Annotated in this window: 12 protein-coding genes; 2 read left to right on the top strand and 10 right to left on the bottom strand. The window is 34.5% G+C overall.

All coding sequences use genetic code 11. The features are described from left to right. Position 1: 1 nt before the first annotated feature. The 7 genes from LPB248_RS01015 to LPB248_RS01045 all read right to left on the bottom strand — a co-directional run bounded on the left by LPB248_RS01015 (position 2) and on the right by LPB248_RS01045 (position 9,809). Positions 2-994: an HlyD family secretion protein gene (locus LPB248_RS01015; RefSeq protein ID WP_177209757.1), complete on the bottom strand. Its 993-nt coding sequence runs from the start codon at positions 992-994 to the stop codon at positions 2-4. Beyond that, positions 995-2,446 carry a TolC family protein gene (locus LPB248_RS01020; RefSeq protein ID WP_177209758.1) on the bottom strand — a complete coding sequence of 484 codons (1,452 nt, stop codon included), beginning with the start codon at positions 2,444-2,446 and terminating at the stop codon, positions 995-997. Positions 2,447-2,892: 446 nt separating this feature from the next. Next, on the bottom strand, positions 2,893-4,317 hold the full coding sequence (locus LPB248_RS01025; RefSeq protein WP_177209759.1) for a SusD/RagB family nutrient-binding outer membrane lipoprotein: 1,425 nt from the start codon (positions 4,315-4,317) through the stop codon (positions 2,893-2,895). Positions 4,318-4,329: 12 nt separating this feature from the next. Further along, positions 4,330-7,521: a SusC/RagA family TonB-linked outer membrane protein gene (locus LPB248_RS01030; protein WP_177209760.1), complete on the bottom strand. Its 3,192-nt coding sequence runs from the start codon at positions 7,519-7,521 to the stop codon at positions 4,330-4,332. Positions 7,522-8,157: 636 nt separating this feature from the next. Continuing rightward, positions 8,158-8,601: a hypothetical protein gene (locus LPB248_RS01035; RefSeq protein WP_177209761.1), complete on the bottom strand. Its 444-nt coding sequence runs from the start codon at positions 8,599-8,601 to the stop codon at positions 8,158-8,160. 182 nt (positions 8,602-8,783) lie between these two features. Beyond that, positions 8,784-9,419, bottom strand: coding sequence for a hypothetical protein (locus LPB248_RS01040; protein WP_177209762.1), 636 nt, complete (start codon positions 9,417-9,419; stop codon positions 8,784-8,786). A 186-nt stretch (positions 9,420-9,605) separates the two neighbouring features. Continuing rightward, entirely contained in the window at positions 9,606-9,809 is a 204-nt protein-coding gene (locus LPB248_RS01045; protein ID WP_177209763.1) for a hypothetical protein, read from the bottom strand. Between the two features lie 183 nt (positions 9,810-9,992). Here LPB248_RS01045 and LPB248_RS01050 point away from each other — a divergent pair, with 183 nt between their 5' ends. Together LPB248_RS01050 and LPB248_RS01055 are read left to right on the top strand one after the other, a co-directional pair. Next, positions 9,993-11,420: an FAD-dependent oxidoreductase gene (locus tag LPB248_RS01050; protein WP_177209764.1), complete on the top strand. Its 1,428-nt coding sequence runs from the start codon at positions 9,993-9,995 to the stop codon at positions 11,418-11,420. A gap of 400 nt (positions 11,421-11,820) precedes the next feature. After that, complete coding sequence (locus tag LPB248_RS01055) at positions 11,821-12,024, top strand: hypothetical protein (protein ID WP_177209765.1); 204 nt, start codon at positions 11,821-11,823, stop codon at positions 12,022-12,024. A 52-nt stretch (positions 12,025-12,076) separates the two neighbouring features. On the opposite strand, the gene LPB248_RS01060 is transcribed toward LPB248_RS01055, so the two are convergent. The 3 genes from LPB248_RS01060 to LPB248_RS01070 form a co-directional block, all read right to left on the bottom strand. Then, the gene (locus LPB248_RS01060) at positions 12,077-12,325 is read right to left on the bottom strand and encodes a hypothetical protein (RefSeq protein WP_177209766.1); all 249 of its coding nucleotides are present in this window, start codon (positions 12,323-12,325) and stop codon (positions 12,077-12,079) included. Positions 12,326-12,499: 174 nt separating this feature from the next. Next, complete coding sequence (locus tag LPB248_RS01065) at positions 12,500-13,519, bottom strand: cytochrome-c peroxidase (protein WP_177209767.1); 1,020 nt, start codon at positions 13,517-13,519, stop codon at positions 12,500-12,502. A gap of 193 nt (positions 13,520-13,712) precedes the next feature. After that, positions 13,713-14,579, bottom strand: a complete 867-nt coding sequence (locus LPB248_RS01070) for an MbnP family protein (RefSeq protein ID WP_177209768.1) — start codon at positions 14,577-14,579, stop codon at positions 13,713-13,715. Between the last annotated feature and the right edge of the window lie 34 nt (positions 14,580-14,613).

Here is a 14,613-nt window from a genome sequence, read left to right on the forward strand (position 1 = left end):
ATCATTGAGGAAGAATTAAAGAAGCAGTCATACCAGAACGAAGTCCTTTAATTTGTGCAAGATTCTCCGGTTTTACTTCTATCGTAAAAGTTCTCAGTTCGAATTCTCCTTTATCTTTGGACGGAACCCAATTGGCAAATTCTAATGTTGGCGCAATAGAATGCACAACGGCATCAAACGTTTCTGGCTCGCAACCCGGAACTTTAACCGCTGTTTTGCTTCCAACTTTAAGCAGATTTGATTTATCCTGTCTGATATTAAACTTAATTATAGTGGAGTTTTTCTTCTCTATGGTCATAATCGGATATCCTATAGAAATAATTTCGCCCTGATGCGTAACCAAATTAGAAATTACGCCATCTGCAGGAGCATAAACTCTTGTATTATCTCCAAGCGCTTTGGTTAATTCATAGGCTTGTTCCGCTTGTTTTACAATAGCATTTGCGGTTTTTAGTAATTCTGGTCGAGTTCCGTTTTTTAACATCTGAAGATTTAACTGAGCGGTTTCCATTTCCTTTTTAGCCGCTTGAAATTTAAAATAGAAAACATCTTTTTCCTGTCCTGATATTACATCTTCATTATACAGACGTTCCATACGATCATAAGTCGTGCTAAACAATTTATATTGCTCCTGACTAATTTGGTAAAGTTTAGAAGTCGCTTCTATCAATTCTGGTCTTGCTCCTTGTGTAAGTAGGTCCTGTTGTCCTTTGGCAGCATCAATTGCCGATAATGCCTGCGCTTTTATGGCGTTTATTTCGTTAGAACGAAGTACAGCCAGCAATTGTCCTGTTTTTACAGTATCGCCTTGTTTTACAAGCAACGAATCTAATCTTCCTGGGAATTCGGCTGCAACATCCACACTTGTTGCATCAACCATTCCTATGAAATTGTTGTCTTCTTTGTTATTGTCTTTTAAGAAAAAAATCAGTCCTGCTATTACTACAAAGATTGGAATGATCAGCGCCCAGTAGTTTTTAAATATATCTTTCATCTATTTAATAAATTGCGTTATTTGACTTGGATTTCCTAAACTATTAAAATATTCAGCTAATGCTAAGTAGTATCCTAAAACAGCGGTATAATACCCTTTTTCTATTTCTGTTTCTACCAGCAAAGCATCATTTACATCTTTTGGCGATGAAAGCTGATTGTTCATTCTCTTGGTAATTAAGCTGCTGGTCGTATTGGCTTCTTTTCTCGCCGCATCCATAGCCATAACATCATTTTGCAGCGAACTCATTTTATTCTTTGCCACTCTTGATTGCACTTGAAGCATTAGACTGGAATTCTCCTCTCCTAACTTGGCTTCTTCAATAAGCTGTTTTGCTGCTAAAGTCTTTTTATTGGTTTGCCCGTTATACAAAGTCCATTGCAATTCTAAACCTACGAACCAATCGGGAATAGAAACTGGCAAATCTTTCTGATATAAATTGTAATTACCTATCGCAAAAACATTAGGTAAAGCCATAGATTTACTGATTTTTTCTGCAGTTTCTGCATAAGAGATTTTGTTGTTTGCAATTCTGTAAATTGGATTAGTAAGCCAATACTCTTTCATAGGTTTTTCTAGGTTGATTTCGGCATATCTTAAAGTATCCGAAATCACTATTGTGGTGTCAAGATCAACTCCCATTAGTTTATTCAGTTCAAGATGGGCATTTTGTTTTTCCATCTTGATATTGTTGTACTGACTTTGCGCTTGAATTAAAACCACATTGGTCCAGTTTTGTTGGTACGGAGGCAGTATTTTATTTTTGACCAATTCTTCGGCGTAGTTTCTATTTTTGTCTAAAGCACTTACAATTTGTTCCTGCTTTTTAATTAAAGAGTTGAGGTACAATATTCTTAAATACTGAATTGCAATTAAAAAATCGACTTCTTTACCCGCAATCTCTACTCCAATTCCCGCCGAATTTGCAACTGATTGAGCTAAATCTATACTCGAATTTATTTTATTTCCTAGAAAAATAGGCTGACGCACACCTACTCCAGCAACAAAATAAGACTGCTTGCTTAAACTCGGATTATAATCGGGATAAATACCTCCAATAACCGTTTTTGAAGCATTATAAATACGGTCTTGTGCAGCCTGAGACAAATTGCCTCCTGTAATTTCATGATAGATTTCGTTTGCCGTATTGACACTTTGTTTAGACGAACCTTCAACGACTCCGTCTCTAACGGTCTGCAAATTTATCGTTAGCGGACTGCTTAAATAGGAATAACTCGATAAGAGATCTACTTTTGGCAGATAGCCTTTCTTTTCGGCCTGCAGATTATATTCGCCTGTTTTTAATGCAGATTTTGCTTGTTTGATAGTAATATTATTTTGCTTTGCTAAAGAAAAACATTCTTCAAGAGAAGTGGTCTGCGCTTTTGTTTCCAAACCAAACAAAAAGCAAAACAAAATAAAAGGTTTTAGAAAATGTAGTCTTATATGCATCTATTTAGTATTCTTTTAATTGAAATTACTTTTAACTAGCGACTTCTATGCTGTTTAACTAAAAACAACAGGATAAAATAGAAATGAGATAAAAACTTATTATTCAGATAAATTCTGAAATTGTTTGAATGTATTTAGAATATACTGTTTACGAAAATATGGGGTCCTTAACCTAAACAGCTACAAAAAGTATAACAGTAAAAAACACATATAAACCGATATACTAACTAGTTAAAGATAAAGATTTTATTTTACAAGTGCTATTTTAATCTATGGAAAATAGCATGTCTTTGTTTTTTAATTAAAGTAGATTTATTTGTTTTTCTAATTGACCATTTTTAATGCCCAAAAATAAACCTGTTATAAATGTTTTCTAAAACCAAAAGCCCTAAATCTATTAAGACTCAGGGCTTTTTTGATGAAATTTTGTTTATTAAAATTCGAATTTATTTCACATCAAACCATAATTTGGTTGTCAATAAATCTTTTCCTTGTTCTGTAACAGCGGCTTGATAACTAGCTCCGTTTAATGACTGTTCTGTACCAGGATAGAAAAGACGCGAAGGAATTTTTCCGTCCAAAACAGTAGCTGGACCAGCTGTTAACACTGGATAATCCAATCTTCTCCATTCTGTAAAAGCATCAAGACCTTGTCCGAAGAAAGCAATCCATTTTTGCGTACCAATCGATTTAGCATAATTTGAAGCATCGTATTTTACACTTGCCTGATTCAGATAATTAGAAATAGTTGTTGCATTGGTAACTCCAAACTGATTCAAAGAAGCCGTAATCGCATTATTATAATACTGTTCTGCATCTCCAGAAATATAACCGCGTGCAGCCGCTTCTGCAAGATTAAACAGAGTTTCTGAATAAGAAGCAATTACAGCTGGTGAAGCCGATGTAAGAAAATAAGTTCCCGGTTTTGATGTTTTAGCAAAACCTTGGCTGTTTGCATCACTATTGGATAATCCGTTTGCTCCTCCAACATATTTACCTACGCTTGCATCTGATGGCAATTGTGCAAAAACCGGTAAACGCGGATCTGATAATGCGTATAATTGGTCGACCATAGTTTTCGAGATACGAAAATCATCTCTAGTTTCAAACCAAGCTGAAGCAGGGTTTTGCTGTGGCGAACTGGTATAAACAAACTGGAATGTTTCGGTATTACTGCTTATTAAACCTGCCGCATCACTTGTAGCGTCAATAGCAGTTTGTTTGGCCAAAGCAGGTTCTCTGTCAGAAATTCTCAAAGCAATACGCAAACGAAGCGAGTTAACCAGTTTTTTCCATTTCAAAATATCTCCTTTATAAGCCAAGTCTCCAATAACACTTCCGTTTGCAGGATTTAATAGCGATTGTGCTTCTTTTAAATCTTCCAATAATCCTGTGTACACTTCTTTTTGAGTATTGTACGCTGGAGTAACTTTTTGCCCCGCTTCTTTGTACGGAATGCTTCCGTAAGCGTCAGTCAGCAATAAAAATGTCCATGAACGAAGTGTTAAAGCAATCCCTTTATAATTAGAGTTAGCTTGCGCATCTGGAAATTTTAAAATGGTATTCAAATCTGTAATTAGAGTCGAATATCCTTTATCCCACAATGTTGTAAAAGAAGCATTCGAAACATCGTATCGATCTGGTTCTGTATATTGGATTTTTGCCCAATGCTGTGCAAATAATAAAGTCGAGTTAAAGTTATTTGCATCTCCCCAATACAAATCGGCACCTTGTTTTAAAGTTCCTGTTAGCAAATAAGGCGCTAACGGAGTTTCAGTTGCATTTGGGTTTTTATTTATATCGTCTAAAGTATCACTGCAAGAGCTCAGTGCCAATGCAAACAGTATTGTATATGATAGTTTTTTTAGCATGATTCTGAGTTTTTAAAATTTAACATTAAGGTTAAGACTGTAGTTTCTGGTTGTTGGCAACGCTAAACTTTCTAATCCTTGTGCATTTCCTGTATTGAAAGCCGTTTCAGGATCAATATTTGGTGCATCTTTGTAGATAAAGAATAAGTTACGGCCAGCAGCAGTAACGCTTGCTCCTTCTAATCCAAGTTTTTTAATGAGCTTTTTATTAAAATTATAAGTAAGCTTGATCTCTCTCATTTTTACAAAAGTTGAACTGTAGATATACGCTTCGCTAATGTTGTAAGAAGCTTTGTAATATTCTTGTGCACTAATCACTTTATTGTTTGGAGTTCCGTCTGCAAATACACCTCCGAAAATCATTCCGTCATCATAAACTGTTACACCGCTTGGAGCAGCTCCGCCTGTTACAAGAGTTTTCGGATTAGCCGTATTGTTTCCTGGATAGTAATAGCTTAATCCGCCGTTTTCAGCACCACGCCCTGGAAGAGTCTGCGCTAAAACTCCTGTATAGTTTCCTGTTCTATTTGTTCCAGAGAAAAGTTCTCCACCAACACTAGCATCAACAAGGAATGAAAGTTCAAGATTCTTGTATGTCAAAGTATTTGTAAGACCTGCTAAATAATCTGGCGTATAATGTCCTAAAACTCTTTTTGTCGGATCTGCTTTTGGAAGACCGTTTGCTCCTACCACAATGTTACCACTTGCATCACGCTCATACGCTGTTCCGTAAAGCGCTCCGTAAGCTTGTCCTACAGATGCCAAAACATCAACACCTCCAGAAGAACCAATAGTATAGTTTTTAATATCTCCTGCGTAATCTAGAATTTCTACTTTACTCTTATTTTTAGAATAATTTAAAGCCACATTCCATTTGAAGTTTTCTGTTTGAACTGGATTTCCGTCCAACTGCACTTCTATACCTTGATTGTTAATTTTACCTGCATTGATTAACTGTGAAGTATAACCACTCGCGGCTGTCGTTTTTATTTCTAAAATCTGGTCAAAACTATTCGTATTATAATACGCTACATCAAAATGAAGTCTGTTTTTCCAGAAAGAAGCTTCAAGACCTACCTCTGTAGAACGAGTTGTTTCTGGTTTTAAGTTTTCATTTAATTTCTTTTGCGAAGAAGTCTGGATCGGATTTCCGTCAAAAGCTGTTTGGAAATTATAAACTGTAGCCAATTGGTACGGATCTGCATCGTTACCTACTTCAGACCATCCACCTCTCACTTTTAAGAAATCAAGCGTACTACTCTTAATGTTTAATGCATCGGTTAAGACTACACTTCCGTTAAAAGATGGGTAGAAATAAGATCGGTTGCTGCTTGGTAAAGTAGAAGACCAATCATTACGTGCCGTAACGTTCAAGAAAGCATAATTTCTAAAACCAAACTGAGCAGAAGCATAAGCACTGTAAACTCTCAATCTAGATAATGAATTTGATGACGTTAACGGATCTCTCGAGTTGGTTAAAGTATATAAGTCTGGAACCGCTAAACGTGGCGCTTTCTGATAGTTGTTGGCATCGCTATGATTACGAATGTTGAATCCAGCAAGTGCATCTACAGTAAAATCATCATTAAGCTGTTTTGTATATTGAAATATACCCTCAGTATTTTGCTCATTTACAGTGTAAGCATCTTCTGCATACGATCCGAAAGGAGTTCCGTTTGTACCATACTTGATAGTATATTTTCTTCGGTCATTATAATAATCAACTCCTGTACGGAATTTGAAGTTAAGTCCTTCTGCCAATTTCGCATCTAAGTGAATATCTCCAATTATACGGTTACGTTGCTGGCTTGTTGTATTGTAATACGCATTCCAATACGGATTGCTGTAGTAACTGTTATTCCAGTTAGTGTTCCAGTCTTTATCCAATTCATTGATGTCAACCTGACGTCCGAACCAAAGAAACTGAAGCATTACACCTGCCGCACGTCCACCATTTGGACCACCAGGCAATTGTGGAGAATTTGTTACAATATAATTCGCATTAACCCCAACTTTTACATTTTCAGAAATCTGATAGTTGGTATTAATGGTAAAGTTTGTTTTGTTTATTTCACTGTTCGGTACAGTTCCAAGCTGTTTTTGGTTGTTTACACCTAAACGGAAATCCGATTTTTCATTCGATTTTGCAATAGAAACACTATTATCATAAGTAAGTCCTGTGTTAAAGAAGTCCTTCACATTATTTGGGTGCGCCACAAAAGGAACTGCTTCACCTTTAGAATAAAACTGCGGAATAAGACGGCCATCCAATCGTGGTCCCCAGCTTTCATCAACACCATCATTAACTCCTCCTCCTTTTCCGTCTACGTAGCTAAATCTTCCATTAGAACCTTGTCCGAAACTATTCTGGAAAGAAGGTAACGTAGCGACTTGAGAAACGGTTATACCAGTATTAAAAGTAACTCCATATCCTGATTTTTGGCCTTTTCCAGATTTTGTCGTAATAAGCACTACACCATGCGCAGCACGCGATCCGTAAAGAGCAGCAGCATTTGGTCCTTTTAAAACAGTCAAAGTTTCAATGTCCTGCGGATTCAAATCGGCAATTGCATTTCTAAAATCACGTGTAGCTCCACCAAAATTCAATTGTGAGTTATCTACAGGAACTCCATCTACCACAAAAAGCGGCTGGTTATTTCCTGCGATAGAAGTTTCTCCACGAATAATAATACGTGAAGATCCCATATCTCCTTGCGAATTGGTAATACGCACACCCGCCACTTTACCTGAAAGAGCATTCAAAAAGTTGGTTTCTTTTGTAGTTGCCAATTCTTTTCCTTTAACAGCTTGAGTCGTGTATCCTAAAGATTTCTTTTCTTTTGAAATTCCAAGTGCCGTAACCACTACTTCAGACAATGCATTCTGTTCTTCGGCAAGATCAATAACAATCGCGTTTTTGTTGACTACAACTTCTTCTTTTTTATATCCTAAATAACTAATTAAAAGCGTATAAGGGAATTTTTGTCCTGTTTGGAAGAAAAATTTTCCATCTGTATCTGTGATAACACCGTGTGTAGTTCCTTTAATAGTTACTGAAGCCCCAATAATTGGCTCTTTTGTAACGGCATCGACTACGGTTCCTTCCAGTTTAGATTGAATCAAAGGCTGAGTATCTTGAGCTTTAACTCCTATGGAAATCAATAAAATACATAGCCAAGCATATCTTTTTAATTTTATTTTCATTACTTTGTTTTAGTTTAATAATAAGGCGAGCTGTGAATAGATTTTTACTATCCATGCTTTCCTTGTAGAGATGACAATTTCTTTAAACTCCAACCATTTCTGCTGCAACAGAAATGGTTTCTTTTTTTATCTGCAGCACATTCGTTTTTTCATTTTTACTTTTTTTAGATTATTATTTTATTTGGCCTATACAATTTTTACCCTTGTTCAGGGTAGTGTTATTAAAAATCTATAATGAATTTAAAAAGAGGAATTTTAACCGTAGTGATGCATAAGGTGTAAACGTCTTATGCTTTTATATTTCTGAAAATGAAATGATAAGGTTTTAATCTCTGTATTTCTAACTAAATTTTAAACTCTACTAATTTGATAGAACAAAAGTATGTTAAAAATTTTAGTTCCCAAATTTTAATTAAACTTTTTGCAAAAAAAATGTTAACTCCCGTCAACAAAACACCTTAAAAACCTAAAAATAAAATAGTTATACAAAATGTAGCTTTTTATGATTTTATAAGAATTATACTAATCTGAAACTTAAAAATTACTTTTAATTGCATTTTTTGTAAAGTTAAATGCAAAAAAAAAAGCTCCAAGATCATAAGACCTTGGAGCTTTCTATATTTTGGTATTGAAATATTATAATTCGTTAAACTCGTGCAATGATTTCAATGTAGTTTCATAAAACAATATTGCAGCGATAAGATTTCCTTTATCAGAATAAGGCATCATTTTTCTTTGGAAATCTACTGTAGTATCTAAGAAAACATTTGTGCCTTCTGCCTGTCCATCTAAGATTTTTTTATTCTCACTAGTGTCCGGAATACCTAAATCTGCCATTGTTACACCAGGTTTAGTAACCAAAGCAATGTAAGGAAGTGTTTTTACAAGAACTTTAATACGTTCAATGTACAATTCTAAAAGTTCTCCTTTTTGCATACCACTTAATTCTTTTTGGTCATGGTATTTACGGATTAAGGCTGTTGTACTAATGATACTTCTTGGTGCATTTTTTGCCTGTGCAGAAACGGCAGCAGTCGTCAAGAAGAAAAGGACACATAATAAAATAATCTTGCTCTTCATTTTCTTAATAGATTTGGTTCTTGAATAAAAACAAAAATATATAAATTATGTTAAAATGCAACTTTTATAATTTCTTTTTCACAATAAAATTATAATTGTGACGTTGCGATAGGGAAAATAGTACAGCCAAAGCAAGAATTTTGGCTATTTCAGCACATTTTTCCAAAAGTTATTTTACTGTTTTACGACTTAATTATTCTGAAACGGCTCGGATATTTTATCCATAAGCTCTTTTTGTTTCCATAATAGTCCATAAATTCTCCGCAGACAAAAACAGCATGCACTTTTGACCAAGCCACAACACCGCAATAGTCTGTTCCTGATTCTTTTTTTAATTTTTGAATCTGTTTGCCTAATGCAAATCCGAGATATTTATAAATTGTTGGAGTATACACTGTCCCATCTTCTAAATCTTCGAGCGCTTTATCAAAAGTAGATTCTTTATCTATAATCTGTTTGTATTTTGCCATTACCGCATAAGTCAGCTCTGCATAATCGGTAATTTTTTCGCTATCGCAATTGTCTTTAATATAAACAAAGCCTGCAGATTCTTTGGCTTTATTTATTTCACTGCTATTCAGATTAAATGTTGCGTTATTTTTTAGTGTGATTTTATATAAATCGTCGTTTAACTTTTCGCTCACAAACAAGTTATCTAGACCATAAATGTTTAAAGACGCTTTAATAAATGCTATAGATGAACAATTGGTGCGTTCCCCTTGTTTAAAACTCTCGAATATTTTATCAGAGCTCAATTGTGAGTATGAACTTGTACAGACAAACATTAAAAGTAAAAAAACTGAAGTAACCGATTTCATGCGTTGTATTATATAATTGCTTCCCTATTATGGGATAGTATTGTATTAGATTATTACAAATCTATAAAAATCAAGTCATATTTTTTACTTCTTCTCTTTTATCTCTTAAAAAAAGTCGTTTAAAGGCAACAAATGAATTTATAACCAAAAGAAAACGCCTCAAATAAAACTTGAGACGTTTTCATATTATTTTTTTTCTTCATTATTCAACTTATCATCGAGTTCAGGTTCTTCACCTTTAAACTTTTTCGTGTCAACATCATAATTTTCATCATTTGTCAAAACTTCGTCATGTTCTTTATATTGATGTTTTCTCGTGTCATTTCGATGATCTCCTCCTCCCTGTTGTTTAGGATTCGGATTTTTCTGGGTTTGATTATTCTTTTCCATAATTCTTCGTTTTTAAATGATTATTAAAATTACCTCAAATACAATGGTTTGACTTATATAATCATTTTTAAAAATTATAAAATAATCCTATAAAGCACTGAAAATCTTACCTTATAAAGATTAGCGATTTATTCTGACATCATTTAGTTATTTTTACACCTTTAAAATAAGCTACAACAGATTATGTGGACTATATGTCATGAATGCCAAGGACAGGGCAAAATAAATCGCGGACTCACTAAAAAAGCACAACGACGTTATCAGACGGAATTGGCTGTATTTGAGAGTACACAAAGCGGTGTTGCCCCCATTCGTCCTAAAGCTCACTTGCATTTGTGCCAAAATTGTTCGGGATCTGGATTAATTCAATCTGAGAAGTATCTTGAACCTGATCTTGCAAAACCACATGTCGCCATTATTGGTGCGGGTATAGGCGGTGTCGCTTTGGCCGTTGCATGTTTACATCGCGGAATTCCTTTCACAATTTATGAAAGAGACAGCGACTTCAATGCGAGATCTCAGGGCTACGGACTTACTTTACAGCAAGCCAGTAAAGCCATGAAAGGATTAGGAATTACTTCTTTGAATGGCGTAATTTCAACAAAACATATTGTACACAATACTGAAGGCAAAATATTGGGCGAATGGGGAACTAGAAAATGGCTGGAAACCGCCATTAAAACGCCTACAAAACGTACCAACATACATATCGCAAGACAATCGCTGCGATTGGCACTTTTGGAACAGCTTGGAGGAAATAACAATGTTCAATGGGGACGTCAATTAGTAGATTTTAATGAATCTGAAGATGGTGTCAAACTTAATTTTCAGGTAAACGGAGAAATAAAAACGGCAAAAGCTGATCTTGTTGTAGGTGCAGATGGCATTAGAAGCGCTGTTAGAAAACTAACAATTGGAGACGATAGTACACCGCTTCGTTATTTGGATTGCATTGTTATCTTAGGAATTTGTCCTTTAAGTGCTCTCGAAGGAGTTTCAAGTGATTTATTAGACGGTGCAACAATATTTCAGACGGCCAACGGAAACGAACGCATTTATATAATGCCATATACTGTAGATTCTGTAATGTGGCAGCTTAGTTTTCCGATGTCTGAAGAAGAAGCCAAAGAATTAAGTGCAAAAGGACCTAAAGCACTCAAAGAAGAAGCTCGCAAAAGAACGCAATGGCACACTCCTATTCCTCAAATTCTAGAAGCAACGCAGGAAAATTTAATTTCTGGATATCCTGTTTATGATCGTGAATTATTGAATTCGGAGTTACTAGAAAAAAATAAAAATGTTACTTTAATTGGCGATGCGGCGCATCCGATGAGTCCGTTTAAGGGACAAGGTGCCAATCAAGCTTTACTCGATGCTTTAAAACTGGCTAGAAAAATTTCGAAAGGCTGTAACGCTAAATCGAAATGGAAAGAAAGAGGATTGAGAGCATGTGTACTAAACGAATTTGAAGCCGAAATGCTAGAACGTAGTGCCGCAAAAGTACAAGGTTCTGCAGATGCCGCTCAGTTTTTACATTCTGAAATCATACTTCAAGAAGGCGATGAACCGCGAGGAAGGTGTCTTAATAGAGAGAAAAACAGAAAAAAATAAATGTAAAAAAGGCTGTCTCAAAAGCATAATCATTTTGAGTTAACAGGATATTGATAAAATTATTCTATCAGCAAACTCCAGCGGGGTAAAATATTTATAGAATTCAATAAGACAAATAAAGAATAGCTCCGGAGGAGCGACATATATTCCGATTATGAAAAAAAATATGTCGCTCCTCCGGAGCTATTTTTATTGCAAAAAACATTTTTGACTATAAATATTTCGCTTCTCTGAAGCTTACAAAAAACAGCTGTCTTTTTGAGACAGCTGTTTTTATCAAGTTAGTTTTCAATCACATACATGCAAATTAAACAATAATTTAATATTATTTTATAATTAATTATGATTGGTTATTTCTACTTTTATAATCTCATTTACAAACAATTATAATAATTACGTCATGAAAGATTTACAAATAAATTTCAGTCCAAACAATGAAACCTGTACAGACCGAACTTTGGTTTGTAATGGTGATAATAACGAATTAATATTCCGTAAAACTTATGTAGGAGATTGGGGAGATTGGGACGAGAAACCAGATGATGCTAAACAAGATAAGCCTATTTATCTGGATCAAAATACAAGTTTTACAAGTGCAGTTTAAATCTGCGATATTAAGCACTACAATTGTACATTCTATTGTACATTCTATCAAATTATGCTAGAACACTAATTGTATTGCTTAAATTTTCTTTGTTTATAAAATCTAAAATAAATTCTTTTACTTCATTGCTTGCTTCTGTTTTGGTTGCAAACGAATTAATGTAAAATTCATCGTCCTTATCGCTAATATGGATAATTTCTGTGTAGCCTTTGGTGATTAAACTGCCTTTCAGCTTAATTATGTTGACCTGCTGCTTCCCGTCAAGTTCTTTGCGAACCTGTAATTTTATAGCTCTTTCCATATTCAAATACTTTTAAATAATTAACTATCATTCAGTTACTAAATTTAAAACATTTAATCTATCGAAATCAGATTTTAACACTATCCGCAACGTATTATTTATCAACATATTATAAACATTTCTTCTTTTTTATAAAAGAAATGCCAAATACCAGTAAAATCAAGTCTTTCGAGATTACTTCCCTGTAAAATCTTTGTCGCTCAAGGTTTTCATGAACGCAATAAGGTTTTCTTTTTCCAATTCTGTAAGCGGAATTCTGTTACCATTATTTTTAAAAATCGGATCTAGATTCTCTGCTTCCAAAACACCATTGTCAAAATAATCCAAAACAGATTTTAAAGTCGCGAACTGTCCAAAACTTCCATAAGGTGCCGTATATTCAACATTACGTAAACTCGTAACTCTAAAACTCATAAAATCAGATGGAATTCCTGTTACCCTTCCTCTTCCTGCCTCATTAGAATCTGTATTTAGCGGAAATCCAATATTTCTAAAACTCTGGTCTGTAAACAATTCCGTACTATGACAGCTAGCACATTTTTGCTGAAATGTCGCATAACCCGCCGCTTCACTTTCTGTAAACGTCTGACCTTCTTTTCGTTTTACTTTATCGTATTTGCTATTAGCAGAAATTAAAGTGTATTCAAACTGAGCAATACTTTTATAAATTCTATCAGCTGTAATTTCCTGATCTCCAAAAGCTTTTTTAAATAAGTCTTTATAAGAAGCATCGTCTTTAATTTTTCCGATCACTTCTAGAATCGAAGAATCCATTTCTTCGTGTGTAATAATAGGAACTAAAGGTTGTGTTTCCAACTGGAGTCTGCTTCCATCCCAATTAAAGAACTTTAAAAACATTAAATTCTGAAGTGGTGGTGCATTTCTCAGTCCGACTCTTCCTTCAATACCAATTGCTCGTGCATTATGATCTGCAAAAGCATTTCCTTGAATATGACAGCTTGAACATGAAATTGTATTGTCTGCGCTAAATCTTTTATCAGAAAAAAGCTTTTCGCCCAATTCAGCTCCATATTTTGTAGGCTTGTTCAAACTCACATAATTGTTTACTTCTGGAAAATCTGTGGGAATATGTAATGAAAGCTCAGGATTATCAAAATAAGTCTCATCAGAATCACTACTGCTACAAGAAGTGAAAAAGATTACGGTTATAATGAAGCCAAATATTTTTTTCATTTTAATGAGTTTTAAAATAGAGCCGTCTTTTAATTTCAGACGGCTCATATAATTATCAACAGACTAATTTAATCTGCCTAGATCTGCCTCAATCCTCTTTAAATCTGCGTGAAAAAATCTATGCGCAAAAATATTTCACGCAGATTTTAAAAGATTTAAGCAGATTAAATTAGATTTCTATCAAAGAGTTAACTTAGTTTTCTACACTAGTTACAGAAAACATTCCTGAAATATCGTTTGTTCCGTTTCCTCCTAAATTATCCACAAATTTTACCATTTGAGCTGCAGTATGCACATTTGGAGTAGCATTGTCACTCATACCAGTTCCTGTTGATAATGTAATTGTATTGATTTTTCCGCTCAATAATTTATCAAAATCAGCTTTAATTTTGATTTTTGGAGCTTTACTTCCAACCACTGCATTTGTTGTAAGGCTTAATGTAACATCTCTATAAGCATTTACACCCTGTGTATAAGCACCTTCAGTTCCAGCAACAGTGCTTCCTGTGTGAATAGACATCGTTTTATTATCAGTATCATAAAAACCTTCTACTTTTGTAAAACGATATCCTGTTCCCCATTCCCACATCATTGCTGTATCATTGGCTCCAGCTGCTGCATAAAATTTAGGAAATCTTGTTTGGTCTAAAGTATTTTGTTCTGTCTTGATTCCTAAACCAAATTTAATCTGCTTATATGTTGCAGATGGCACATTATTCAAAACATAACTCAAAGAAGCTGCTTTTGCCTGATCGATAACCGTTGCACCTTTATCTAAATCATTTACATTGTAAGGCACTTCACTTCCGTCATCTTTTATAAGACGAATGTTACTGATCACATATTTTACTTCAGAAAAGTGATGAATTTGCCCTGCTGCAGAAGTATTTGTAGTTGCAGAAGCTGAAGTCGCATCTCCTAAAACAATTGTCTTGTCTTTGAAAGTATTATTAAATTCTAGCGTTAGATTGTTTGCTGCAGGAGTGCTATCATCGTTTGAACAAGATGCAAATGCCAAAGCAGCTGCTGATAATAAAAGGTATTTTTTTAAAGTTTCCATTATATGATTTTAAATTTTTGTAAGGTATTCTATT

This window comes from Flavobacterium sp. LPB0248, assembly GCF_013388355.1.
Classification (GTDB): domain Bacteria; phylum Bacteroidota; class Bacteroidia; order Flavobacteriales; family Flavobacteriaceae; genus Flavobacterium.